Origin of the sequence: Oceanicola sp. 22II-s10i (assembly GCF_002210105.1) — a bacterium.
In the GTDB taxonomy this organism is placed as follows: Bacteria; Pseudomonadota; Alphaproteobacteria; order Rhodobacterales; family Rhodobacteraceae; genus Pseudooceanicola.
Genome location: NZ_AQQU01000006.1, coordinates 220,834 through 246,737, shown reverse-complemented (window position 1 = coordinate 246,737; position 25,904 = coordinate 220,834). Strand labels below are relative to the sequence as shown.

At 67.4% G+C, this 25,904-nt stretch carries 22 protein-coding genes; 20 read left to right on the top strand and 2 right to left on the bottom strand.

Annotated features, from left to right (window positions below):
* Positions 1-6 precede the first annotated feature (6 nt).
* From mraY to recN, 18 genes are all read left to right on the top strand, one after another.
* Positions 7-1,089, top strand: a complete 1,083-nt coding sequence (gene mraY, locus ATO6_RS16390; RefSeq protein ID WP_088625100.1) for a phospho-N-acetylmuramoyl-pentapeptide-transferase — start codon at positions 7-9, stop codon at positions 1,087-1,089.
* 7 nt (positions 1,090-1,096) lie between these two features.
* Positions 1,097-1,708, top strand: coding sequence for a DedA family protein (locus ATO6_RS16385; RefSeq protein WP_088625099.1), 612 nt, complete (start codon positions 1,097-1,099; stop codon positions 1,706-1,708).
* Positions 1,705-3,105, top strand: coding sequence for a UDP-N-acetylmuramoyl-L-alanine--D-glutamate ligase (gene murD / locus ATO6_RS16380; protein WP_088625098.1), 1,401 nt, complete (start codon positions 1,705-1,707; stop codon positions 3,103-3,105). The genes ATO6_RS16385 and murD overlap by 4 nt, the downstream gene beginning before the upstream one ends.
* Positions 3,106-3,203: 98 nt before the next feature.
* Complete coding sequence (locus ATO6_RS16375; RefSeq protein WP_088625097.1) at positions 3,204-3,860, top strand: hypothetical protein; 657 nt, start codon at positions 3,204-3,206, stop codon at positions 3,858-3,860.
* A gap of 153 nt (positions 3,861-4,013) precedes the next feature.
* Positions 4,014-5,177: a putative lipid II flippase FtsW gene (gene ftsW / locus ATO6_RS16370; RefSeq protein WP_088625096.1), complete on the top strand. Its 1,164-nt coding sequence runs from the start codon at positions 4,014-4,016 to the stop codon at positions 5,175-5,177.
* Positions 5,174-6,283 carry a UDP-N-acetylglucosamine--N-acetylmuramyl-(pentapeptide) pyrophosphoryl-undecaprenol N-acetylglucosamine transferase gene (locus ATO6_RS16365; RefSeq protein ID WP_088625095.1) on the top strand — a complete coding sequence of 370 codons (1,110 nt, stop codon included), beginning with the start codon at positions 5,174-5,176 and terminating at the stop codon, positions 6,281-6,283. Before ftsW ends, ATO6_RS16365 begins: the two co-directional genes overlap by 4 nt.
* Positions 6,280-7,710, top strand: coding sequence for a UDP-N-acetylmuramate--L-alanine ligase (gene murC, locus ATO6_RS16360; RefSeq protein WP_088625094.1), 1,431 nt, complete (start codon positions 6,280-6,282; stop codon positions 7,708-7,710). Before ATO6_RS16365 ends, murC begins: the two co-directional genes overlap by 4 nt.
* A 162-nt stretch (positions 7,711-7,872) precedes the next feature.
* A complete protein-coding gene (locus ATO6_RS16355; protein ID WP_088625093.1) occupies positions 7,873-9,063 on the top strand; it encodes an APC family permease in 1,191 nt (396 codons plus the stop codon).
* A complete protein-coding gene (locus tag ATO6_RS16350; protein ID WP_088625092.1) occupies positions 9,060-9,323 on the top strand; it encodes a DUF2484 family protein in 264 nt (87 codons plus the stop codon). Before ATO6_RS16355 ends, ATO6_RS16350 begins: the two co-directional genes overlap by 4 nt.
* A complete protein-coding gene (locus ATO6_RS16345) occupies positions 9,320-9,580 on the top strand; it encodes a DUF2484 family protein (protein WP_088625091.1) in 261 nt (86 codons plus the stop codon). Before ATO6_RS16350 ends, ATO6_RS16345 begins: the two co-directional genes overlap by 4 nt.
* Before the next feature lie 96 nt (positions 9,581-9,676).
* Positions 9,677-10,600, top strand: a complete 924-nt coding sequence (gene murB, locus ATO6_RS16340; protein WP_088625090.1) for a UDP-N-acetylmuramate dehydrogenase — start codon at positions 9,677-9,679, stop codon at positions 10,598-10,600.
* Positions 10,601-10,683: 83 nt separating this feature from the next.
* Entirely contained in the window at positions 10,684-11,604 is a 921-nt protein-coding gene (locus ATO6_RS16335) for a D-alanine--D-alanine ligase (RefSeq protein WP_088625089.1), read from the top strand.
* Positions 11,592-12,464: a cell division protein FtsQ/DivIB gene (locus ATO6_RS16330; protein WP_088625088.1), complete on the top strand. Its 873-nt coding sequence runs from the start codon at positions 11,592-11,594 to the stop codon at positions 12,462-12,464. The genes ATO6_RS16335 and ATO6_RS16330 overlap by 13 nt, the downstream gene beginning before the upstream one ends.
* The gene (gene ftsA, locus ATO6_RS16325) at positions 12,464-13,798 is read left to right on the top strand and encodes a cell division protein FtsA (RefSeq protein ID WP_088625087.1); all 1,335 of its coding nucleotides are present in this window, start codon (positions 12,464-12,466) and stop codon (positions 13,796-13,798) included. Before ATO6_RS16330 ends, ftsA begins: the two co-directional genes overlap by 1 nt.
* Positions 13,799-14,265: 467 nt before the next feature.
* Positions 14,266-15,921, top strand: coding sequence for a cell division protein FtsZ (gene ftsZ, locus ATO6_RS16320; protein ID WP_088625086.1), 1,656 nt, complete (start codon positions 14,266-14,268; stop codon positions 15,919-15,921).
* A 263-nt stretch (positions 15,922-16,184) separates the two neighbouring features.
* Complete coding sequence (gene lpxC / locus ATO6_RS16315; protein ID WP_088625085.1) at positions 16,185-17,105, top strand: UDP-3-O-acyl-N-acetylglucosamine deacetylase; 921 nt, start codon at positions 16,185-16,187, stop codon at positions 17,103-17,105.
* Positions 17,106-17,237: 132 nt separating this feature from the next.
* Complete coding sequence (locus ATO6_RS16310; protein ID WP_088625084.1) at positions 17,238-18,080, top strand: outer membrane protein assembly factor BamD; 843 nt, start codon at positions 17,238-17,240, stop codon at positions 18,078-18,080.
* A gap of 33 nt (positions 18,081-18,113) precedes the next feature.
* Positions 18,114-19,760 (top strand): DNA repair protein RecN, encoded by a 1,647-nt coding sequence (gene recN, locus ATO6_RS16305; RefSeq protein ID WP_088625083.1) that lies wholly within the window; start codon positions 18,114-18,116, stop codon positions 19,758-19,760.
* A gap of 198 nt (positions 19,761-19,958) precedes the next feature.
* On the opposite strand, the gene ATO6_RS16300 is transcribed toward recN, so the two are convergent.
* Together ATO6_RS16300 and ATO6_RS16295 are read right to left on the bottom strand one after the other, a co-directional pair.
* Positions 19,959-21,770, bottom strand: coding sequence for a helix-turn-helix transcriptional regulator (locus tag ATO6_RS16300; RefSeq protein ID WP_088625082.1), 1,812 nt, complete (start codon positions 21,768-21,770; stop codon positions 19,959-19,961).
* A gap of 121 nt (positions 21,771-21,891) precedes the next feature.
* Entirely contained in the window at positions 21,892-23,268 is a 1,377-nt protein-coding gene (locus tag ATO6_RS16295; protein WP_088625081.1) for an FAD-binding oxidoreductase, read from the bottom strand.
* A 113-nt stretch (positions 23,269-23,381) separates the two neighbouring features.
* On the opposite strand from ATO6_RS16295, the gene ATO6_RS16290 reads away from it, so the two are divergent.
* Positions 23,382-25,037 carry a chloride channel protein gene (locus tag ATO6_RS16290; RefSeq protein ID WP_254919187.1) on the top strand — a complete coding sequence of 552 codons (1,656 nt, stop codon included), beginning with the start codon at positions 23,382-23,384 and terminating at the stop codon, positions 25,035-25,037.
* A 203-nt stretch (positions 25,038-25,240) separates the two neighbouring features.
* Positions 25,241-25,903 (top strand): FkbM family methyltransferase, encoded by a 663-nt coding sequence (locus ATO6_RS16285; protein WP_254919183.1) that lies wholly within the window; start codon positions 25,241-25,243, stop codon positions 25,901-25,903.
* Position 25,904 lies beyond the last annotated feature (1 nt).

Below are 25,904 nucleotides of genomic sequence, written 5' to 3'. Positions count from 1 at the left end.
ACTGAAATGCTCTACTGGCTGACCGCGCTGTCGGATGGCGGCGACGTCTTCAACCTTTTCCGCTACATCACTTTCCGGGCGGGCGGCGCATTCATGACGGCGCTGATCTTCGGCTTCCTGTTCGGGCCGCCGCTGATCGCCGTGCTGCGCCGCCGTCAGGGCAAGGGCCAGCCGATCCGCACCGATGGCCCCGAAGGTCACTTCGCCAAGGCCGGCACACCGACCATGGGCGGGCTGCTGATCGTGGGCGCGCTGCTCACGTCGACGCTGCTCTGGGCGCGGCTGGACAACCCCTTCGTCTGGCTGGTGCTGTTCGTCACGCTGTCCTTCGGCCTGATCGGTTTCGCGGACGACTACGCCAAGGTGTCCAAGCAGAACGTGGCGGGGGTGTCGGGCAAGGTCCGTTTGCTGATCGGGTTCGTCATCGCGGCCATCGCCGCCGCCTGGGCCGCCTATTTCCATCCGCCGGAACTGACGGGCCAGCTGGCCTTTCCGGTCTTCAAGAACGCCCTGCTGGACCTCGGTTGGCTGTTCATCCCGTTCGCGATGATCGTGATCGTGGGTTCGGCCAACGCCGTGAACCTGACCGACGGGCTGGACGGGCTGGCGATCATGCCGGTGATGATCGCGGCCTCGGCGCTCGGCGCGATTGCCTACACCGTGGGGCGGGTCGACTTCACCGACTATCTGGAGGTGCACTACGTCCCCGGCACCGGCGAGATCCTGATCTTCGTCGCGGGGCTGGTCGGCGGCGGCCTCGGCTTCCTGTGGTACAACGCCCCGCCTGCCGCCGTCTTCATGGGCGACACCGGTTCGCTGGCCCTTGGCGGCGCGCTCGGCGCGATCGCGGTGGCCACCAAGCACGAACTGGTGCTGGCGATCATCGGCGGGCTTTTCGTGGTCGAGGCGCTGTCGGTCATCATCCAGGTGCTCTACTTCAAGCGGACCGGCAAGCGGGTGTTCCTGATGGCCCCGATCCATCATCACTACGAGAAGAAGGGCTGGGCCGAGCCGACCATCGTGATCCGGTTCTGGATCATCTCGCTGATCCTCGCCATGATCGGGCTTGCTACCCTGAAACTGCGCTAGGGCCATCATGTCGCTCGAAAGCCTCGTCCAGACGCTGGGACTGCCCGGCGTCTTCGTCGGCGCGGTGCTGGAGGGCGAGGTGATCGTCATGCTGGGCGGCGCGATGGCGCATCGCGGCGTCTTCAGCTTCGAGGCGGCGGCGCTGGTCGCGACGGCGGGGGCGGCGCTGGCGGATCAGGCGCTGTTCCTGTTCGGGCGGTTCTTCCGGAATGCGCGGCTGGTGCAGCGGGTCATCACGCACCGCAGGGCAGGGCGGCTGATGCGGCTGGTCCATGAGCACCCGAACCGGACGATCTTTTTGCTGCGGTTCATCTACGGGGCCCGGACGGTCGGGCTGATGCTGGTCGGGTCCTCGCAGATCCGCTGGCACGTCTTCGCCCCGATCAGCCTGCTGTCGGTGGCCATCTGGGCGCATGTCATGACCGCGCTCGGCTATGGCGCGGGGCTGTGGCTGGAGCAGATGTTCGGGCAGCGCGGGCTGCTGCTGCATCTCGCGATCGTCGCGGCAATCGGGGGTGTTGTGTGGGTCGCTGTGCGCTGGATCCGCGCGCGGCGGCAGGCGCCTTGCAACGGCGCGTCGGAGACGGAAGAGTCGGATACGGAGGGCAGATTGCCATGATACCTGTCACGGGATTCGAAGGGGCGCACATCGGTGTGCTGGGTCTGGGCCGGTCCGGTCTCGCCACCGCGCGGGCGCTGGCGGCGGGCGGTGCGGAGCCGGTGTGCTGGGACGACAACCCGGCCGCGCGCGAAAAGGCCGAGGCCGAGGGCTTCGCCTGCCTCGACCTGTCGCGGCAGGGTGCTTTCGACGGCATCGCGCGGCTGGTGGTCAGTCCGGGCATCCCGCACCTCTATCCCGCGCCGAACCCGGTGATCGCGGCGGCCTATGCGGCAGGCGTGCCGGTCGACAACGACATCGGGCTGTTCTTCCGCTCGGTCGCCACCTCCGCCTGGGACGGGTTCGACACCGCGCCGCGCGTGATCGCGGTGACCGGGTCGAACGGCAAGTCCACCACCTCGGCCCTGATCCATCACGTGCTGACCGAGGCCGGGTTCTCCAGCCAACTGGCCGGCAACATCGGACGCGGGGTTCTGGACATCGACCCGCCGAGCGATGGCGGCGTCGTGGTGCTGGAGCTGTCGTCCTACCAGACCGACCTCGCCCGCGCGCTGACGCCGGATGTGGCCGTCTTCACGAACTTTTCCCCCGATCACCTCGACCGGCATGGCGGCATCGGTGGCTATTTCGCCGCCAAGCGCCGGCTGTTCGCCGAGGGCGGGCCGGAGCGGGCGGTGATCGGGATCGACGAGGCCGAAGGGCTGTACCTGGCCGACCAGCTTGGCGAGGGCGAGGCGGACGACCGGGTGATCCGTGTCTCCGTGACGCGCAAGCCCGCGGGCGCAGGATGGCAGGTCTTTGCCCGCAAGGGATTCCTGACCGAATGGCGCAAGGGGCGTCAGGTGGCCTCCATCGACCTGCGGGGCGTGTCGGGTCTGCCGGGGGCACACAACCATCAGAACGCCTGCGCCGCCTATTCCGCCGTGCGGACGCTGGGCGTGTCGCCCAAGGTGATAGAGACGGCGCTGCATTCCTACGCAGGCCTGCCGCATCGCAGCCAGCTGATCGCGGAAAAGGACGGCGTGCGCTACGTCAACGACAGCAAGGCCACGAACGTCGACAGCGCGGCCAAGGCGCTGGCGGCTTTCGACCGGATCCGCTGGATATGCGGCGGGCTTGAGAAGGAAGGCACGCTGGACCCGGTGCTGGAGGCTGCCGGATCGGTCGTCCGCGCCTATGTCATCGGGCGTGAGGCGGCCGCCTTTGCCGTCAAGCTGCGCGGGGTGGAGACCGAGGTCTGTACCGACATGGAAACCGCCGTCCGTCGCGCGGTCGAGGATGCCCAGCCGGGCGAGACCGTCCTGCTGGCCCCGGCCTGCGCGAGCTTCGATCAATACGACAGTTTCGAACGGCGGGGCGAGGATTTCGTGGCGCGTGTGACGGCTGCGCTCCGGTGAAATAATGCGTCGGGTGACGCAACGGAACTTTCGTGGTAGGATTTTTGCCGGAGCTATTGGCTCCGTCATTACGAGTGATTTCTTCGAAGGATTCCAATATGATTTGTCGTTCTCTCGCGCTTGTCGGCGCGTTTACCGTCGCTTCGATGGCCCATGCAGCAGAGTTCACCTGGAGCGGCGCGGCACCGACAAGCCAGACGGCAGGAAACCTCGCGGGGCACAACGAATACATGTCCCGCCAGTTCGACGACCGCTACGGCATGACCGGTATCCAGATGCGCGAACATCAGGACGATCCGATCTACATCCAGATTTTCGCCGAGCGCCTCTGCGCGACCGTCGAGGACGGACCCTGTCCCGGTCGCGGGTCGCGAGAGTTCACGCTGCGTGCGGGGGTATCTGGCAATTTCGCGTCCTCCAAGGACGTCTTCGTCGCAGAGGGCCATTTTGTTACCGGCATCTCGGTCTGCATGAACCGGCGCGAAGACAAGATCAAAGGCATCCGCCTGATCGCCCGTCCGATCAATCCTGACGGCACGATCGACAACAGCACGAACCCTTACGTCGACTCTTTTGCCCGACCGAATTGCGCGACGAACCACTGGTCGAACCAGGTCGATTGTCCGGCCAACAATGTCGTGGTGGGACTTAGGGCTGTGTACAGCCACGATTCAGGGGCCAAGGGCATCCAGCCCGTCTGTGCGCAGATCAATCGCCCTATGGGGGCCAGCCGCCCCGGCATCGCGTCGAACTAGCAAGCCGCCGCGGCCGGTCTTGAGTATCGAGCGGGCGCCGAGCCGGTAATTCGCCGCGTTCGCCGATACTTCTGGCCCTGAGTCGCAAAACCCGCTAGAATTGTGCGCGAGACCCCGCAAAGGGGCGGACAGAGGCAAAATCGGCGGTTTCCCATGACGGATATGGTGCATGGCGTGGTTCCCCTTCAGGCGGGGGAGCCGGTTCTACCCAAATGGTGGCGGACACTGGACAAATGGACGATGTCCTGCGTCCTTCTGCTATTCTCTATCGGCATCCTGCTGGGGCTGGCCGCTTCGCCGCCGCTGGCCGCGCGCAACGGCTATGCGCCGTTCCACTACGTCCAGAAACAGGCCGTGTTCGGCGCGATGGCGATGGTGGCGCTGTTCGTGACCTCCATGCTGACGCCCAACATGGTGCGGCGGCTGTCGGTGCTGGGCTTTGCCGGGGCCTTCCTCGCGATCATGCTGCTGCCGTTCTTCGGCACCGATTTCGGCAAGGGGGCGGTGCGCTGGTTCTCGCTCGGGTTCGGGTCGGTCCAGCCGTCGGAATTCCTGAAGCCGGTCTTCGTGGTCTTCGTCGCATGGCTGATGGCTGCGGAACACGATCTGAACGGCCCTCCGGGGCGGACATGGTCCTTCGGGATCACGGTGATCGTCGTCCTGCTGCTGGTCATGCAGCCCGACTTCGGCCAGGCCTGCCTGATCCTGTTCGGCTGGGGCGTGATGTATTTCATCGCCGGCGCGCCGATGCTGTTGCTGGCGGGGATGGCCGGGCTGACCGTCTTCGGCGGTGTGGTGGCCTATAACTCGTCGGAACACTTCGCCCGCCGGATCGACGGCTTCCTGAACGCGGAGGTCGATCCGACCACCCAGATCGGTTACGCCACCAACGCCATTCGCGAAGGCGGCTTCTTCGGCGTCGGCGTGGGCGAAGGGCAGGTCAAGATGAACCTGCCGGACGCGCATACCGACTTCATCATCGCCGTTGCCGCCGAGGAATACGGGCTGTTCCTTGTCCTCTGCATCATCGCGCTGTATGCGACCGTCGTGATCCGGTCGCTCATCCGTCTGATGCGCGAACGCGATCCCTTCACCCGGCTGGCCGGCAGCGGTCTGGCCGCCATGTTCGGGGTGCAGGCCATGATCAACATGGGCGTCGCGGTCCGGCTTCTGCCGGCCAAGGGCATGACGCTGCCCTTCGTGAGCTACGGCGGCTCCTCCGTCATCGCGAGCGGCATTGCCATCGGGATGCTTCTGGCCTTCACCCGCACGCGCCCGCAGGGCGAAATAGGCGAGATCCTCGGACGGGGACGATGAACGACAATGCACCGCTTCTGATCATCGCGGCCGGCGGCACCGGGGGGCACATGTTCCCCGCGCAGGCGCTGGCCGAGGTCATGCTGCGCCGGGGATGGCGGGTCAAGCTGTCCACCGATGCCCGTGGCGCGCGCTATACCGGCGGGTTTCCGCACGCGGTGGAGATCGAACAGGTCTCCAGCGCGACCTTCGCGCGCGGCGGGGTGCTGGCCAAGGTGGCCGTGGCGCCGCGCATCGCGGGCGGTGTCGCCTCGATGATCTGGCGGATGCGCCGCGACCGGCCACGCGCTGTCGTGGGCTTCGGCGGCTATCCCGCGATCCCGGCGATGGCGGCGGCGACCGCGCTCAAGCTGCCGCGTATGATCCACGAACAGAACGGTGTGCTGGGGCGGGTGAACCAGATATTCGCCAAGCGCGTCCACTGCGTCGCCTGCGGCACCTGGCCGACCGAGATGCCCGAAGGCGTCGAGGGCGTGCACACCGGCAACCCGGTGCGGATGTCGATCTTCGACAAGGCCGGAGCCCCCTACATTCCCCCCGGCGACTACCCGATGTCGATCCTTGTCATGGGCGGCAGCCAGGGCGCGCGGATCCTGTCGGACGTGGTGCCCGGCGCGGTCGCCGCCGTGCCCGAGGACCTGCGCCGCAACCTGCGCGTCAGCCACCAGGCGCGGGAAGAGGACATGGACCGCGTGGCCCATGCCTATGCCGATGCCGGGATCGACGCGGACGTTCAGCCCTTCTTTCACGACGTGCCCCGCCGGATGAGCGAGGCGCAGCTGGTGATCACCCGCTCCGGCGCCTCGACGGTCGCGGACCTGACGGTGATCGGCCGCCCGTCGATCCTCGTGCCGCTGGCGGCGTCCATCCGGGACGAGCAGACGGCTAATGCGCGCGGGCTGGTCGAGGCGGGTGCGGCGATCCTCATGCCGGAAAGACAGTTCACCGAAGGGAACCTTGCGGAGCAGATCGCGCTTGTGCTTGAGAGCCCGGAAGGTGCAGTGCAGATGGCCAACGCGGCCCTGTCGCTGGGCAAGCCGGAAGCGGCGGAAACTTTGGCGGACATGGTCGAGGACCTGGCCGGAATGAGAGCGGTGACAGAATGAACGCAGCAACCAAACTGCCGGGCGACGTGGGGCCGATCCACTTCGTCGGGATCGGGGGCATCGGCATGTCGGGGATCGCCGAGGTGCTGCTGAACCACGGCTACGTGGTGCAGGGGTCGGACCTGAAGGCATCGAAGATCACCGACCGGCTGGCCGAACTGGGCGCGACTGTGTTCGAAGGCCAGCGGGCCGAGAACCTCGATGCGGCGCAGGTCGTGGTTATTTCCTCGGCCATCAAGCCGGGCAACCCGGAACTGGACGAGGCGCGGCGGCGCGGTCTGCCGGTGGTGCGCCGGGCCGAGATGCTGGCCGAGCTGATGCGGCTCAAGTCGAACGTCGCGGTGGCGGGCACCCATGGCAAGACGACGACGACCACGATGGTCGCGACGCTGCTGGATGCGGGCGGGCTGGACCCGACTGTCATCAACGGCGGGATCATCCACGCCTACGGCTCCAACGCGCGCGTGGGTCTGGGCGAATGGATGGTGGTCGAGGCGGACGAGAGCGACGGCACCTTCAACCGCCTGCCCGCGACGATCGCCATCGTCACCAACATCGACCCCGAGCATATGGAGCACTGGGGCACGATCGAGAACCTGCGCAAGGGGTTCTACGATTTCGTCTCCAACATCCCGTTCTACGGTGTGGCGGTCTGCTGCACCGATCACCCCGAGGTGCAGGCGCTGGTCGGCAAGATCACCGACCGCCGGGTCGTGACCTTCGGCTTCAACGCGCAGGCGGACGTCCGCGCGGTGAACCTGCGCTATGAAAAGGGCGTCGCGCATTTCGACATCGCGCTGCAGGGCGAGGGGATGCGGATCGACGGCTGCACCCTGCCGATGCCCGGCGATCACAACGTCTCGAATGCGCTGTCGGCCGTGGCCGTGGCCCGGCATCTGGGCATGAAGGCCGACGAGATCCGCGCGGCGCTGGCCGCCTTCGGTGGCGTGAACCGGCGCTTCACCCGCGTGGGCGAGGCGAACGGCGTGACCATCATCGACGATTACGGCCACCACCCGGTCGAGATCGCAGCGGTGCTGAAAGCGGCCCGTCAGGCGACCGAGGGCCGCGTCATCGCGGTCCACCAGCCGCACCGCTATTCGCGGCTGCATTCGCTGTTCGACGATTTCTGTTCCTGCTTCAACGAGGCCGACGTGGTCGGCATCGGCGACGTCTACGCGGCGGGTGAAGACCCGATCCCCGGCGCGACCCGCGACGATCTGGTGGCGGGGCTGATCCAGCACGGCCACCGCCACGCGCGGGCGATCCAGTCCGAGGACGACCTCGAACGGCTGGTCCGCGAACAGGCGGTGCCGGGCGATATGGTGGTCTGCCTCGGGGCCGGGACGATTTCGGCCTGGGCCAATGGCCTGCCGGAGCGGCTGAAGGGTTGGGAGACCGGGACGGTCAAGCTGCGGTCGGTCTGAGCGGCCTGCAGGTCTTTGAACATGGGCACCCGGTCTGTCAGGCCGGGTGTCTTTCGTTTGAGGACAGCGATGCGTCGCGCTTGGCGGGCACATGACCCCGATCAAATGCGGACCACCTGACAGCCTGTATGGTGGGGCTGACGCCGAAGCAGGAGCGCCCCCATGTCCGACACCCTGAAACGCCGTATCGGCCTGCCCCTGCTTGTCGCCTATGGCGTCGGCGTGATGGTCGGCGCGGGGATATACGTCCTCGTTGGTGCGGTGGCCGCGCAGGCGGGGATCTGGGCGCCGCTCGCCTTCCTGATCGCGGGCTGCGTCGCGCTGCCCTCGGCGCTGAGCTACGCGGAGCTTGCCTCGCGCATGCCGGAGGCGGCGGGGGAGGTGGCCTATGTCGAGTCCGGCTTGGGCAGTCGCGCGCTGGCCGAGGTGGTGGGCCTTGCCATCGTGATCGCCGGAATGATCTCGGCCGCCGCCGTCCTGCGGGGCGGGGCGGGGTATTTCATCGCGCTCGTGCCGATCGACATGACGGTCGCCATAGTGATCGCGGGTGTTGCCCTGACGGCCATCGCCATTGCAGGCGTGCTTGAAAGCATGGCTTTCGCGGCCCTTTTCACTCTGGCCGAGGCGACCGGTCTGGTGCTGGTGGCCTGGGCCGGGTTTTCGGGCGCGCCGGTGCCGGACTGGACGGCCCCGGCGGCGCCCTATCTGCCGGGCATCGCGGCGGCGGTCGCTCTGTGTTTCTTCGCCTTCATCGGGTTCGAGGACCTCGTGAACATGGCCGAGGAGGTGCGCGACCCGACCCGCATCATGCCGCGCGGCATCCTGATCGCGCTGGCGATCACGGCGGTGCTCTATGCGCTCGTGTCGCTGGCCGCCGTCCGGGCCGTGCCGCTGGAGGAGCTGGCGGCCAGCGAACAGCCGCTGGCGCTGGTCTGGGAGGAGGGGACGGGGCGGTCCGCAGGCTTCCTGTCGGCCATCGCCGTGATGGCGGCGGTGAACGGGGTGCTTGCGCAAATCGTCATGGCGGCGCGGGTGATGCTGGGACTGGGGCGGCGTGCGCGCTGGCTGCAGGTCTTTGCCGAGGTGCATCCGCGCTATGGCACGCCGCTGAGGGCCAGCGTGCTGGCGGGGGCGGTCGTGATCCTCGCCGCGCTGGCGCTGCCTGTTGCAGTTTTGGCCGAGGCGACGGCCTATGTGCTCTTCGCGGTCTTCATTCTGGTGAACCTGTCGTTGATCCGCCTTAAGCTGCGCCTGCCTGCCGCGCCGTTCCGGACGCCGCTCTGGGTGCCGGTCGCGGGGCTGGCGCTGGCGGTGGCGGCATTGTTGGCGAGCCTGTGGGGGACGATGAGTTGAGCTGGGTTCTGATAGCCGGGGCCGTCTGGGTGCTGGTGGCGACGGCGACGGCCTTTCTGCCGATGCGCCGGCAATACGCGCCGGGCATGGCCTTGCTGATCTGCGCCCCGCTGCTGATCGGCGGCATCTGGTGGGTTCACGGATGGATGTGGGGCGTCGCGGCGCTGGCGGGGTTCCTGTCCATGTTCCGGCGTCCGCTGGTCTATTTCTGGGGGCGGCTGAACGGTGCGCCCGCGATGCGGCCCGAGGATTTCGAATGACCCTGTCGCTGATCCTCGCCTGTGTCTGGGGGCTGGCCGCTACGGTGGCCGCCATGGTCCCCAGCCGGGATGATCATTGGACTCGGGCCTATGTATTGATCGCTGTCGGCGTTCCGATCCTGCTCGCCGTTTTCTGGCAGCACGGCCCGGTGATCGGCGGACTGGTCCTGGCGGGCGGGCTGTCGGTGCTGCGGTGGCCGGTGATCTACCTTGGCCGGTGGCTGAGGCGAAAGCTGGGACCCGACGGGGCGAGGTGATCCCTGCGCAACGAAGCTGCGGCGGGGTCGCATTATGGCACTGACCTCCGTGCGGAGCCGTGCTAACCGGTGCGGACCAGACGACCGGAGCCGCCCATGACACCCGACCAGATCGAGACCCGAGGCCGCCTGACCCCGAACCGCGACCTGTCGGAGCTGACATGGCTGCGTGTCGGCGGACCGGCGGACTGGCTGTTCCAGCCGGCGGACGAGGCCGACCTTGCCGCCTTCCTCGCGGCACTAGACCCCGAAGTGCCGGTTTTCCCGATGGGCGTGGGCTCGAACCTGATCGTGCGCGACGGCGGCATCCGCGGCGTGGTGATCCGGCTGGGCCGTGGCTTCAACGGAATCGACTGCACCGGGGGCCGGGTGACGGCGGGGGCGGCGGCGCTGGACGCGCATGTGGCGCGGAAAGCGGCCGAAGCGGGGATCGACCTGACGTTCCTGCGGACCATTCCCGGCAGCATCGGCGGCGCGGCGCGCATGAACGCGGGCTGCTACGGCAGCTATACGGCGGATCATTTCGTCTCGGCCCGCGCGGTGACGCGGGGCGGCGAGGTCGTGACGCTGGGGCGCGATGACATGGGGTTCGCCTATCGCCAGACGGCCCTGGCCCCGGACATGATCGTGACCGAGGTGGTGCTGGAGGGCGACGCGGGCGATCCGGCGGAACTGGACGCCCGCATGACCGAACAGCTTACCAAGCGGGACGAGACCCAGCCGGTCAAGGACCGGACGGCCGGATCGACCTTCCGCAACCCGGCGGGATATTCCAGTACCGGGCGGGCCGACGACACGCACGAGTTGAAGGCCTGGAAGCTGATACAGGACGCCGGTATGCAGGGCGTTCCCATGGGCGGGGCGGTGATGAATGCCAAACACGCCAACTTTCTCACCAATGCTGGTGGCGCGACGGCGGCGGAACTCGAGAACTTGGGTGAGGAAGTCCGAAAAAGGGTTTTCCAAGCCACCGGAATACAGCTAGAGTGGGAAATCATGCGCATCGGAGATCCGGCTTAACCGAACGACGCGCGTGGTGCGGCCGAGGCAAGGCCGCGCAGACAGAACAAGGGTCGGAAAAGACCCGGAAATGAGGCACGGAAGTGGGTTCGTCGAGCAGGACAACCCCGACAGTTGCGGTGCTATTGGGCGGCCCCTCGGCAGAACGCGAGGTCTCGCTGTCCAGCGGAAAAGAATGCGCTGCCGCGCTGCGGGATGAAGGATTCGAAGTGGTCGAGGTCGATGCCGGCCCCGACCTGCCTGCACGTCTGAAGGACATCGCCCCCGACGTCGTCTTCAATGCGCTCCACGGTCGCTGGGGCGAGGATGGCTGCGTGCAGGGGCTGCTGGAATGGCTGCGCATTCCCTATACGCATTCGGGCGTTCTGGCCTCGGCCCTGGCGATGGACAAGACCCGCTCCAAGGACACTTACCGCGCCGCCGGACTGCCCGTCGTCGACAGCGTGATCGCCTCGCGCGCCGAGGTCGAGGCCGCGCATGTCATGGCGCCGCCCTACGTGGTCAAGCCGAACAACGAAGGCTCATCCGTCGGCATCTACCTCGTGCACGAAGAGGCGAACGGCCCGCCGGTCCTGTCCGATGCGATGCCCGCCGAGGTGATGGTCGAGCAATATGTGAAGGGCCGGGAACTGACCACCACGGTCATGGGCGACAGGCCGCTGGCCGTTACGGATATCATCACCACCGGCTGGTATGACTACGACGCGAAATACAAGCCCGGCGGATCGCGGCACGTGGTGCCTGCCGAACTGCCCGAAGAGATCACCGCGGCCTGCCTCGATTACGCGCTGCGCGCGCACCGGGCGCTCGGCTGCCGGGGGATCAGCCGCACCGATTTCCGCTGGGACGAGGAGCGCGGGTTGAACGGGCTGGTCCTGCTGGAGACGAACACACAGCCCGGCATGACCCCGACCTCGCTCGCGCCCGAACAGGCTGCGGCGGCGGGGATGAGTTTCGGCCAGCTCTGTCGCTGGCTGGTGGAGGATGCGTCATGCGCAAGGTGACACCCAAGGCCGATCCGGCCCCGTCCCGCTGGGCCTACCGGATGCAGCGGATCATGCTGACCCCGACCTACCGGATGGGCCTGCGCATCGGGCTGCCATTCGTGCTGTCGGCGGGGATCGTCACGGCCTACCTGTCCAGTCAGGACCGGCAGGACGCGATCCGCATGCAGGTCGCCGAAATCCGCAACTACTTCGAAACGCGCCCCCAGTTCATGGTCAAGCTGATGTCGGTCGAAGGTGTCTCGCGCACCGTCGAGGAAGACATCCGCGAGGTCTCGTCGATCGACTTCCCCGTCTCGTCCTTCGACCTCGACCTCGACGCGCTGCACAACACCATCGCCTCGATCCCCGCGATCGCCTCGGTCAGCCTGCGGGTCCGGGCCGGCGGCGTGCTGGACGTCCAGGTGACGGAGCGGCAGCCGGTCATGCTGTGGCGCTCGGCCGACGGGCTGGCGCTGATCGACCGCGAGGGCGTGATCGTCGGCGGGCTGAACAACCGGCTGGAACGCCCCGACCTGCCGCTGGTGGTGGGCGAGGGGGCCGACAAGGCCGTGCCCGAGGCGCTGCTGCTGATGGCGGCGGCGGAACCGATCCTCGACCGCGTGCGCGGCCTGGTCCGTGTCGGCGACCGTCGCTGGGACGTGGCGCTGGACCGTGACCAGCGGATCATGCTGCCGGAACAGGCGCCGGTGACGGCGCTCGAAAGTGTTATCGCGCTCAATCAGGCGCAGGACGTGCTGGACAGGGATCTGGCCGCCGTGGACATGCGGCTCGCGTCGCGGCCGACCATCCGGATGAACGAGGATGCCGTTCAGATGTGGTGGAAGATCAAGGATATCGTGGTGGAGACGAACAGGTAATGAGCAGCCTTTACGAAGCCCAGCGGTCGATGCGCAACCTGCGCAAGGCGGCAATGCAGCGCGGTGTGGTGGCGGTTCTGGACGTGGGGACGTCCAAGATTGCCTGCCTGGTCCTGCGGTTCGACGGCACGGAACGCCGGGCCGGGACCGATGGTGTCGGTTCTCTGGCCGGGCAGGCCGGGTTCAGGGTGATCGGCGCCGCGACCACGCGGTCGCGTGGCGTCCGCTTCGGCGAGATCGAGGGGATGCAGGAAACCGAACGCGCCATCCGCACTGCCGTTCAGGCCGCGCAGAAGATGGCCAACATCCGCGTCGACCACGTGATCGCCTGTTTCTCGGGCGCCGGGCCGCGCAGCTACGGGCTGGCCGGGCAGGTCGAGGTCGAGGGGCAGGTGGTGTCCGAACACGACGTGAGCCGCGCGCTCGCCTCGTGCGATCTGCCGGACTACGGCGACGGGCGCGAGGTGCTGCATGCGCATCCGGTGAACTTCGCGCTGGATCACCGGTCCGGCATGACCGACCCGCGCGGCCAGATCGGCCAGAGCCTGTCGACCGACCTGCACATGCTGACGGTCGAGGCCGCGGCGATCCAGAACCTCGCGCATTGCGTGCGCCGTTGCGACCTTGAACTCGCGGGCGTCGCATCCTCGGCTTATGTGTCGGGCCTCGCCTCGCTGGTCGAGGACGAACAGGAACTGGGCGCCGCCTGCATCGACATCGGTGGCGGCACCACCGGCATCTCGATCTTCTGGCGCAAGCACATGATCTATGCCGATGCCGTCCGGATGGGCGGCGATCACGTGACCGGCGACATCTCGATGGCGCTGCAGATCGCCACGCCGATCGCCGAGCGGATCAAGACGTTCTACGGCGGCCTGATCGCAACCGGGATGGACGACCGCGAAAAGATCGAACTGGGCGGCGAGACCGGCGACTGGGACCACGACCGCCGCACGGTGACGCGGGCCGAACTGATCGGCATCATGCGCCCAAGGGTCGAAGAGATCCTCGAGGAAGTGCGCTATCGGCTGGATGCCGCCGGGTTCGACCACCTGCCGAGCCAGCAGATCGTCCTGACCGGCGGGTCGAGCCAGATCCCCGGCCTCGACGCGCTCGCCTCGCGCATCCTTGGCCAGCAGGTGCGCCTCGGGCGGCCGCTGCGGGTCCATGGCCTGCCGCAGGCGGCGACGGGGGCGGCCTTCGCCAGCTCGGTCGGGATGTGCCTGTTCTCGGCCCATCCGCAGGACGAGTGGTGGGATTTCGACCTGCCGATGGACCGCTATCCCGCGCGGTCGCTCAAACGTGCGATGCGGTGGTTCAAGGACAACTGGTGACGGCCACCACACCGGCCTGACCGACCGCGCGCCGCGCCCTTGCGCGCGCGTCTCGCGGCGTCGGCGCGAAAGGGCCGGTCGGGCTTTTATCCATGATCCGCACGTGACTCATCCACAGGGAGTCGCTAGCCTGTGGATAACGGGCGACTCAACAGTCCGGGGCGGCACGGGCAGTGCTTCCTGATTCCCTCTAAACGGTTCGCGCGGAGCGAGAATTCGCGCAATTTCCGATCCGAAAAGCCGCTCCTCAAGCGCATTGCGACTTGAGGTTTTGCCGTCATGCCCTTGTTACAACGCAATATCTTGTGGATCCGCCCAAATCGCGGAAACCGTGATCATTTTCTTGCCATATTTTGTGGTTCGCCCTGATTTCTGGGGTGACGTCAATCGAAGGTTTCGCTAAGATCAAAGGCGATCAGGCGACATAAACCCGCCCATCGGTGGGGCAAGAACAGGCGGATATAACCATGACATTGAACTTGACCATACCCGGTGTAGAAGACCTCAAGCCAAGGATAACCGTATTCGGTGTTGGCGGTGCGGGCGGCAATGCCGTCAACAACATGATCGAGAAGGCTCTCGAGGGTGTGGACTTCGTCGTGGCCAACACAGACGCGCAGGCGCTGCAGCAGTCGAATGCGCAGAACCGCATCCAGCTCGGCGTGAAGGTGACCGAGGGTCTGGGCGCAGGCGCCAAGGCCGCCGTCGGCGCTGCCGCCGCAGAAGAATCCATCGAACAGATCGTCGATCATCTGGCGGGCGCGCACATGTGCTTCATCACCGCCGGCATGGGCGGCGGCACCGGCACCGGCGCGGCCCCGATCATCGCGCAGGCCGCGCGTGAACTCGGCGTCCTGACCGTCGGCGTCGTGACCAAGCCGTTCCAGTTCGAAGGCGCCAAGCGCATGCGTCAGGCCGAGGAGGGTGTCGAAACCCTTCAAAAGATGGTCGACACGCTGATCATCATTCCGAACCAGAACCTGTTCCGCCTCGCCAATGAAAAGACCACGTTCACCGAAGCCTTCTCGATGGCGGATGACGTGCTCTATCAGGGCGTCAAGGGCGTGACCGACCTGATGGTCCGTCCGGGCCTGATCAACCTCGACTTCGCCGACGTCCGTGCGGTGATGGACGAGATGGGCAAGGCGATGATGGGCACCGGCGAGGCCGAGGGCGAATCCCGCGCCGTTCAGGCCGCCGAGAAGGCGATCGCGAACCCGCTGCTGGACGAGATCAGCCTGAAAGGCGCCAAGGGCGTGCTGATCAACATCACCGGCGGCACCGACCTGACCCTGTTCGAACTGGACGAAGCAGCGAACCGCATCCGCGAGGAAGTGGACCCGGATGCGAACATCATCGTCGGTTCGACCATGGACCCGGACATGAACGGCAAGATGCGCGTTTCGGTCGTCGCGACCGGCATCGACGCGGCCGAGAACCACGCCGACGTCCCGCTGCCGCGCCGTTCGCTGCAGGCACCGCTGAAGCAGCCCGAAAAGGTTGCGCACCACGTGGAAAAGGCACCGGCCGCTGCGGCAATGACCGTCGCGCCCGCGCCGAAACCCACGCCGGTTGCCGAAGTCGTCTATGAGGCGGAAGAGGCCGAGGTCGAGACTTACGAGACCTATGAAGCCGACGAAGAGCCCTCGTTCTTCAGCGACCTGGAAGCCGGTGCCGAGACCGAAGACGACGCGCGCTACGGCTACCAGGAAGCCGCCTCTGACGATCTGCCGCCGCCGGCCTACCGCCCGGCACCGCAGCAGGCCCGCCAGCCCGAGGCCCATTCCGACGAATTCGTCGCGCCGCGCGCCCCCAAGGCCGGGACCCCGTCCCCCGAGGCTCTGGCCCGCCTGCAGGCTGCCGTGAACCGCGCGCCGCGCCCGGCGTCGCAATCCGCCGCCGCCGAGGGTGAGCGTCCCCGTTTCGGGATCAACTCGCTGATCAACCGGATGACCGGCCACGGCGAAGAGCGGACCCAGCCCGCGGCGCAGCGTGTCCAGCCGCGCGTGCAGGCACAGCCGGCGCCGAGCGCCGAGCCGCGCCAGCAGCCCTCCGCACGTCAGCAGGACCCGGATCAGGAACGGATCGAAATCCCCGCCTTCCTGCGGCGTCAGGCCAACTGAGCCACTCCACCTCGTACTGAACAGGAACCGGTCGCCCCGAAACGGGCGGCCGGTTTCCGTTTCGGCGCGATTCCGCCTCGATTCATCGGGGCCAGCGCGGTGGCGGGGCAGGGCGGACTCAGGTATTTCATTCGGTTGCAAAGCGTGAATTGCCGCGTCCGGCTCCAGCCCGGATACTTCGCGGACCCCGGTTCCGCCGGGTGCTTGCGAATTGAACTTCGAAACCGCCCCCAAAACCGGCAGATCCAGAAACCGACGGTCGCGTGCAGCAGACACTCAGATCCCCGATCTCCTTTTCCGGCATCGGCCTGCATTCCGGCAGGCCGGTCCGTGCCGTCGTGCGTCCCGCGGCGGCCGAACATGGCGTCTGGTTCCGCCGTCTCGATTTCCGGCAGGGCGACCAGATGATTCCCGCCCGGTGGGATTCGGTCGCGGACACGCCGCTTTGCACACGCCTGGCCAATGCCGCCGGTGCCTCGGTCGGGCTGGTCGAACATCTGATGGCCGCGCTGGCGGGCTGCGGCATCCACAATGCGCTGGTCGAGGTGAACGGACCCGAGATACCGATTCTCGACGGCTCGGCCGCGCCCTTCGTGCGGGGCTTTCTGACCCGCGGCCTGCGGGCGCAGGCGGCGCCGGTCCGGGTTCTGGAAATCCTCCGCCGTATCGAAGCCTCCGACGGTGACGCCCTCGCGGTTCTGGAACCCTCAGACCGGCCGGAAATCGCCTTTTCCATCGACTTCGACGCCCCGGCCATCGGGCAGCAGTCGCGCCGGGCCTGCATGGCGAACGGGTCCTTCATCCGGGATCTGAGCGACAGCCGGACCTTCTGCTGCGCCGGGGACATCGCGGCGATGCAGGCGCGGGGGCTGGCGCTTGGCGGGCGGCTGGACAACGCGGTGGTGGTCGATGGTACACAGGTGCTGACGCCGGGCGGCCTGCGCCATCCGGACGAACCGGTCCGGCACAAGATGCTGGACGCCTTCGGCGATCTGGCTCTGGCGGGTGCGCCGGTCATCGGGCGCTACACCGGCATCCGGGCCGGGCATACTGTGACAAACAGCCTGCTGCGCAAGGTTTTTTCAGACCTGACGGCGTTCCGCATGGTTGTCTGCGACGCCGACACGATGCAACATCTGCCAGGCACCGGTCTGCGCCCCGAAGAGATTCCCGCCGTCGCCTGACGGAGGATCGAGCGGAACCCGATTTGGGGCGTAAAGGCGTTTTGCACCGCAATTTTCTGTGCTAGACCCTGCCGAAAGCATGGTCATCCAGGCCAGCATATCAGGAAGACGGACGAGAGGGTGAGGCGAGCAATGGCAGGCGGTTTCCCGGTTAAGCTTGCGGGTCCCCTTTTGATCGCCGCATTCGTCGCGGCCTGCGGGACGGGCGACAAGTCGGCGAAGGAACTGCCGCTCGAAAACTATACCGCCGAACAGATCTATGATCGCGGCGAGTATGAGCTGAACCGCGCCCGTTTCGAACAGGCTGCTGAATTCTTTGAGGAAATCGAGCGTCTGTATCCCTATACCGACTGGGCAAAGCGGGCGCTCATCATGAACGCCTTCGCCAACCACCGGGGCCAGAACTACGAGGAGAGCCGCGCCGCCGCGCAGCGGTTCCTCGACGTTTACCCGGCGGATGACGACGCGGCCTATGCGGCCTACCTGCTGGCGCTCAGCTATTACGACCAGATCGACGAGATCGGCCGCGACCAGGGTCTGACCTTCCAGGCGCTGCAGGCGCTGCGCACGGTGATCGAGGATTACCCGGACAGCGAATATGCCAAGTCGGCGGTGCTGAAGTTCGACCTCGCCTTCGACCACCTGGCGGCGAAGGAGATGGAGATCGGGCGCTACTACCTGCGCCGCGAGAACTACGCCGCCGCCGTCAACCGCTTCCGCGTCGTGGTTGAGGATTTCCAGACCACGACCCACACCGCCGAGGCGCTGCATCGTCTGGTGGAGGCTTACCTGAGCCTCGGCCTGAACGAAGAGGCGCAGACGGCGGGCGCGATCCTCGGCTACAACTTCCAGTCCACTCGTTGGTACGAAGACAGCTACAAGCTGCTGACCGGACGCGGGCTGGAGCTGAGGGCGGCGGGCGACAACTGGCTGCGCCAGGTCTATCGCCAGATGATCCAGGGCAAGTGGCTGTAAGGGGTGGTGGGGTAAGGCCCCACCCTGTGCGTCATGCTGCGAACGCTTGAAGTTCGGGACATGCTTATCATCGACCGGCTGGAACTGGAGTTCCGGCCGGGTCTGAACGTGCTGACCGGTGAAACCGGGGCCGGCAAATCCATCCTGCTCGACTCGCTTGGCTTCGTGCTGGGCTGGCGTGGCCGGGCCGAACTGGTCCGGCAGGGCGCCGAGCAGGGCGAGGTGACAGCGGTGTTCGATCTGGCTGGGGACCATCCGGCGCAGGCGGTGCTGGCCGAGGCCGGGCTGCCTTCGGGCGGAGAGCTGATCCTGCGGCGGGTCAACACGTCGGACGGGCGCAAGACCGCGTGGATCAACGACCGCCGCGCCTCGGGCGAGGTGCTGCGGGCGCTGTCGGACACGCTGGTGGAACTGCACGGTCAGCACGACGATCGCGGCCTCCTGAACCCGCGCGGGCACCGGGCGCTGCTGGACCTGTTCGCGGGAATCGGGGCGCAGCGCGATGCGGTGCGGGCGGCATGGCGCGACCGGTCGCGGGCGGATGCGGCACTGGACACGGCGCGGCAGGCACTGGCCGAGGTTCAGGCCGAAGAGGAATTCCTGCGCCACGCGGTGGCCGAGCTGGACAAGCTGGCGCCCGAACCGGGCGAGGAGGACAGCCTCGACGCGCGGCGGCGGATGATGCAGGGGGCAGAGAAGGTCAAGGCGGATGTCGCCCGCGCGCATTCGGCGCTTGGCCCGGACGGTGTGGATGGTCCGCTGAACGACGCCCTGCGCTGGCTGGAAGGCGCGGCCGAAGGCGTCGAGGGGCGGCTGGACGGCGCGATCGCCGCGCTCGGGCGGGCGATGGCCGAACTGGGCGAGGCGGCGGACGAGGTGGAACGCTGCCTCGACGCGCTGGACTTCGATCCGTTGGAGCTGGAGGCGGTCGAGGAACGGCTGTTCGCCATTCGGGGTCTGGCGCGCAAGCACGGCGTGACGCCCGAGGAGCTGCCGGCTCTGGCCGAGGAGTTGCGCGGCAAGCTGGGCCGCATCGACGGCGGCGCACGCGATATCGCCGCGCTGGAACGGGCCGCGCGCGAGGCGGGGGCGGCCTATGCCGCGACGGCGGCGGAGCTGAGCGCGGTCCGGCGGGATGCGGCGGGACGGCTTGACCGCGCGGTCGAGGCGGAACTGGCCCCGCTCAAGATGGAACGCGCGCGCTTCGTCACCGCCGTGACGCAGGCCGATCCGGGGCCGGAAGGCGTGGACGAGGTGACCTTCACCGTCGCCACCAACCCCGGCGCCCCGGCGGGGCCGCTGGCGCGGATCGCCTCGGGCGGGGAACTGTCTCGGTTCCTGCTGGCGCTCAAGGTCTGCCTGACGGGCGAGTCGCGGGACCTGACCATGATCTTCGACGAGATCGACCGTGGTGTCGGCGGGGCGACGGCCGATGCCGTGGGGCGGCGTCTGCTGGCGCTCTCCGAGGGCGGGCAGGTGCTGGTGGTGACGCATTCCCCGCAGGTGGCGGCGCTGGCCGACCATCACTGGCGCGTGGAGAAACGGGTCTCGGGCGATCAGACGCTGTCGACGGTGGTGCCGCTGGCCACGGATGCTCGGGTGGATGAAATCGCGCGGATGCTGTCCGGCGACAGCATCACCAGCGAAGCCCGCGCCGCCGCGCGCAGCCTGATGGGCTGACGCGCCGCAGGGCCTGCGCATTACCCGGAAACACGAACACCGGCCGAAGCCGGTGCCGTGAACGGTTTCAACAAGATTACAACCACTGAGAAACGGCGCGTCGCGGACCTGGTGGCACTTAAGCCCGGGGTCGCAGATCCGCGACGGCCACATTGCACCGTTTACAAGATCGATCAGAGCATTGAGTCGGCACCTGAGTCATACCCCAATTTGGTTAGTCAGCGCGGAACACTCGGCGTCCACGAGGTCGAGCGCCACCTGCCAGTGCTGGAACAGCAGCAACGCCCCCCCGGACTCGAGCCGCCGGAAGTTGACCCACGGATAGATGCGCGCGAGTTCGGCCAGCGTTTCGGGCGGGGCGCGGGGGTCGTCCGGCCCGTGGAGCAACGTCACCGGCAGGCGGTCGCGCAGACCGGTCAGCAGCGCGGGCAGGTCAATCTCGTGCATTGTCCGGAATTCCGCGGTAGTCGCCTCGGTCGCCGCAAAGCGGCCGGACAGGGTGATTTCCGACCCGACCTCCAGCGCCTCGAGCACTGCGGGGTCCTTTAACAGTGCCTCATCGGCCCCGGCCTTGTTCAGCACCTTGAGCAGGAACCCCAGTTTGCCGATCCGTTGCACCATCACAAAGCCGGTGCGGACGAGGAAGGGCACGAGCGAGGGTGTGAACTGGACGCTCGAATAAAGGAACCGGTGCCACCGCAGCATCCGGTCGAACTGATGGGCCCGGTCCACCGGCACCGAGGCGCCGAATCCGAAGATCGCGGTCGCACGGCCCGGATGGGCGGCAGCCAGTGCCGCGGCATAGGCCAGGTCGTCCTGGATCACGATGACCGGGAACTGTCCCGCGCCTTCTTGGTCCGCGATTGCCGCGATGTCGTCGGCATGGGCCGACAGCCGGTCCGCGGCGGCGGGCAGGGGGCCCGAACCGCCATAGCCGGGGCGCACCGGAACGATGATCCTCATGCCGCGCCGGGCGGCCTCGGCTTCGGCCGCTGTGGGCAGCCGGGCGAGCCCGAGGAAGCCGGGCAGGTACATGACCGGGCGTCCACGCGGATCGCCAAGCAGCAAGTAGTCGACGCGCCGGTCGTCAGGGCGCCGGATGCTCTTGAAGGCCCGCGCCGCAAGCCCGTTTCCGCGACCCCCGCTCCAGCGCCGGGCCGCGGTATGATCCGCCTGAGCAGGATCCGCGACGTCCATCGCCGAAAGTGCGAACCGGACAAGGTCGCCCTGGCTGCGCGTTTCGGTCTTGAGCAGCAGGGACTTGATCTGCGCACGGACGGTTTCCACGGACCGTTCCCGACGCTCGGCGATGTCGCGCGGTGCGAGGCTGCGGGTCAGGCCCTGCAGCACTTCGATTTCGGACGAAGTCAGGCCGAAACTGCGCGTCAGGATTTCGTTCAATCCGTCCGGCCAGCGGATTTCCGATGTGACCATGACCACGAAGGGCGACCCGCCTGCGCTCTCCACCCGGCGCAGGCGCACCAGCATAGGATGCAGCTCGGCCTGTCCCGCCGATTCGCGCACCGTAAGGCGCAGAAGCGAAGTGGGGTGCTTGGTGGACGTCAGGTGCCGCCGCAGCGCATCGGCCAGCGTTTCATGATCCTCTGGCAGGAGCGGCAGTTGCGTCATCGGATCGCCGCGCACTATGCCGAACAGGTCCGCCGCCGCGTCGTTGAGCTCTGAAATCTTGAGCGCGCCATTGATGCAGAGCGCGGCCACGCGGCGGTATCCGGCCAGTTCCGCCGATTGGGCGCGGATTTGCCCGGCTGGCTGTGTCCGGTCCAGAATATCGGCCAGCCGTTTGAAATGATGGCCGAAGTTTGGGCCCTGCAGTGCCAGCGGGCCGATCTTTTTCGCGTTGCGGCGATGCGGACCGATCAGGTCTTCCCACGGGTCCAGGAGGTCGTCGAATTTGGCGGGGTCCAACGCGACATCATAGATGCGGTTGACCACTTCGTCGCCGAGCCGGTCCTGGTTCGCCATCGCGCTGTCCTGCGTGACCCGTGTCATCCCGCCTCCGTTTGGCGAATGGTGCGCCGCGGTCGCTTCTTTGACAACCGAACGTGTTGAGCCGGCGGTAAAAAAAAGTGGAACAGACCGTTTCAGCGGTCGCCCTGCATCTTATGGGCGATCAAATCTCGTCTGGAACAATCTTTCCGGGATTGAGCAGGTTTGCCGGATCGAGGCTCTGCTTCAGCGCCCCCATCACCTGCCAGCCGTCCCCGTGTTCCCGCGCCATGTAGCCGCGTTTCCCCAGACCGATTCCATGTTCGCCGGTCGAGGTGCCGCCCATGGCCAGCGCCCGGTCGACCATGCGCCCGGCAGCCTCCATCGCGCGGCTTTCCTCCGCCGGATCGGCGGGATCGAACATCAGGATGGCGTGGAAGTTGCCGTCGCCGACGTGACCGAGGATCGGCCCGGTGACCTGATGGGCGTCGAGATCCGCGATGGTCTCCTCGATCGCCTCGGCCAGACGCGAGATCGGGACGCAGACATCGGTGACGATGGACCGGCAGCCGGGGCGCAGGGCGAGGATGGCGTAGAAGGCGTTGTGCCGCATCGTCCACAGCGCCTTGCGGTCGGCGGGGTCCGAGGCCCAGTCGAACCCGAGGCCGCCGTGATCCTGCACGATCTCGCCAAACGTGCGGGCCTGTTCCTCGACCCCGGCGGCGGAGCCGTGGAATTCCACCAGCAGATGCGGCAGTTCGGGCAGGGACATCCCCGCATAGGCGTTCACGGCCCGGACCGTGGCCGGATCGACGATCTCGATCCGCGCCATGGGGACACCGATCTGGATGGTGTCGATCACCGCGCGCACGGCCTGACCGATGCTGTCGAAGGCGCAGACGGCGGCGCTGACCGCCTCGGGCTGGCCATGCAGGCGCAATGTCAGTTCGGTGATCAGGCCAAGCGTGCCTTCTGAGCCGACGAAGAGCCCGGTCAGGTCGTAGCCCGCCGACGATTTGCGCGCCCGCGTGCCGGTGCGGATCACGCGCCCGTCGGCCAGCACGACCTCCAGCCCCAGCACGTTGTCGCGCATCGTGCCGTAGCGGACCGCCGTGGTCCCCGAGGCCCGCGTCGCGGCCATGCCGCCGAGCGATGCGTTGGCACCGGGATCGACCGGAAAGAACAGGCCGGTCGCGCGCAGGTCCTCGTTCAGCGCCTCGCGGGTCACGCCGGGCTGGATGCGGACGTCCATGTCGGCCTGGTTGACCTCCAGCACCCGGTTCATCCGGCTGAAGTCGACGACCACGCCACCCCGGACCGCCTGGCTCTGCCCTTCGAGCGAGGTGCCGGTGCCCCAAGCGGTCACAGGGCAGCCGTGGCGGGCACAGATGCGCATGATTTCCGCAACTTCGGCGGTGGTGCTCGGGTAAGCGACCGCATCCGGCGGCGTCGGGGGGAAATGGCTTTCGCTCCGGCCGTGCAGGTCCAGATCCGACTTGGACCGGGTGAATGCTTGGCCTAAGAGGTCAGCAAGATCGTTCAACGCAGCGTCATTGGCCATGGCTTATCCCCCCAGGATCGCTTCGGGCCGTCATATGACAAGGCGCGGCGGGGCGGAAGAGCGGGATGGGAGAAGCCCTTATGGCCGGGGGCGGGGACGGAATATTTCGGGCGATGTCGGGCCACGCGGTCCAGCATATCGCGCGCGCATGGTCGGTGCTGCTCAGCCGGGGGCCCAGCCAGTTCCAGTTCTGGCTGATCGCGCTGGTCATCGGGATCGCCGCGGGGTTCGCCGCGCTCGGCTTCCGACTGGCGATCAACGGCTTGCAGGGCTTTCTTTACGGAACGGAGGAAGTGCACAAGCTGCACTCCTTCGTCAGCGGGCTGCCGTGGTACTGGGTGCTTCTCATTCCGATCGGCGGCGGTCTGGTCGTCGGCCTGATCCTCGACCGGTTCACCCCGGACGGGCGGGTCCGCTCCGTCGCGGACGTGATCGAGGGTGCGGCGCTGCGCGAGGGCCGGGTCGAGGGCAAGGCGGGCATCGCCTCGGCGCTGGCCTCGCTCATCACGCTCAGCTCGGGCGGGTCGTCGGGGCGGGAAGGGCCGGTGGTCCACCTCGCCGCCGTGATGTCGACATGGGTGCTGAAGCGGATCCGCGCGGATGGCGTCACGGGCCGCGACCTGCTGGGCTGCGCTGTCGCCGCCGCCGTCTCGGCCAGCTTCAACGCGCCGATCGCAGGGGCGCTCTTCGCGCTCGAGGTGGTCCTGCGCCACTTCGCCATCCATGCCTTCGCCCCCATCGTCATCGCCTCGGTCTCGGGCGCGCTGATCAGCCGGCTGAGTTTCGGCGACGTGACCGAGTTCGACCTGCCGGTGACGACCATGCTGCAGTTCTACCAGGAGCTTCCGGCCTTCCTGCTGCTCGGCGCGGTCTGCGGGGTGGTCGCGGGGCTGGTAATGCTGGCGATCTTCGCGGCAGAGGATTTCGCGGCCGCCGTTCAGGCCCGCACCGGGCTGCCGCGCTGGCTGCGGCCGACCGTGTCGGGCGCGATCCTCGGTCTGATGGCGATTCCGTTCCCGCATATCATCGGTGTCGGCTACGAGACGACGGCGCTGGCGCTCAGCGGTCAGCTGCTGCTGTGGCAGGCGATCGTATTCGCGATGCTCAAGACCATCGCGGTCGCCGTCACGGTCGGGGGCCGGATGGGGGGCGGGGTCTTTTCGCCCTCGCTGATGATCGGTGCGCTGACGGGACTGGCGTTCGGCCAGATCGCGACGGGCTTCTTTCCGACGGTCTCGGGCACGCCGGGGCTCTATGCGCTGGCGGGCATGGGCGGCGTCGCGGCGGCGGTGCTGGGCGCGCCGATCTCGACCACGCTGATCGTGTTCGAACTGACCGGCGACTGGGCGACCGGTCTGGCGGTGATGGTCACGGTGTCCATTTCGACCGCCATCGGGACGCGGCTGGTGGACCGGTCGTTCTTCCTGACCCAGCTGGAACGGCGCAACATCCACCTCGCCGCGGGCCCGCAGGCCTATCTGCTGGCGACGTTCCGGGTGACGAACGTGATGCGTGGCACCAGCAGCGAACGCGCCGCGCCGCCGGACCGGTGCTGGGACCTTGTGGAAAAGGGCCTCTACCTCGACGGCGGCGCGACGCTGGAAACGGCGATGCCGCTGTTCGACCGGACCGGAGAGCCCTTCCTGCCCGTGGTCGCCCTGCAGGGCGCGGACAAGCCGCCGGAACTGCTGGGCGCGCTCTATCATGTCGACGCGCTCAAGGTGTTTTCCGGGGCGCTGGCGGCGACGGCGGCCGAAGAACACAGCTGATCCGCCCCGGACCGATGCGCGGAAGGCACGATTGCCCCCGCCCGGCGGTCGGCGGAGTCCCGCACGATTGGCGGGATTCGAAGAAATCATTTACCTTTGACCGCAAAACATAATGCCCTTGGGCAATAAAGATGAGGTGGTCAGTGAAAGCTTCGGCAGTCCGAGCGGAAGATGAGGCGCGTCCGGCGATTGCGGCGTCCTGCATGGGCGTTGACGTGCCCGAAAGCCCCTTCGTTCACGGCGACCGGGTGCAGCGGATCAATGCGGGCCGCTACGAGGAACAGGAAATCATCGGTGCCCTGCGCGTCGTCCGGGCCGGTGACACGGTTCTGGAAATGGGCGCGGGCCTTGGCATCGTCGGCGGCATCATCGCCAAGAACCTGCGCCCCGCGCGGGTCCTGTCGTTCGAGGCGAACCCCGCGCTGATCCCGCATATCCGCGCGCTTTACCGCATGAACCACATCGACAGCCGCATCAGCGTCCGCAACGAGGTCCTGATGGCCGAGCCGGGACATCCTGAAACGGTCAGCTTCCATATCGCGAAGTCCTATCTCGGATCCTCGCTGACCCCGCGGCGCAATCGTCAGACGGTCGAGGTCGAGGTGCCCGCGACGGACTTCAACCGGCTGGTCGCGAAGGAAAGCCCGGATGTCCTGGTGATGGATATCGAGGGCGGAGAGCTGGACATCCTGCGCCACGGCGACCTTTTCACGTTCCGCGCCATCGTTTTGGAATTCCATCCCGGCGTTTACGGGGTCGAGGCGATGCGCGAGGCCAAGACGATCATCCGCGACGCCGGATTCGAACGGATCGCGCCCTGTTCAAACCGGGTCGTCTGGGCCTGCGAGCGACCGCGCGGGGCATGAA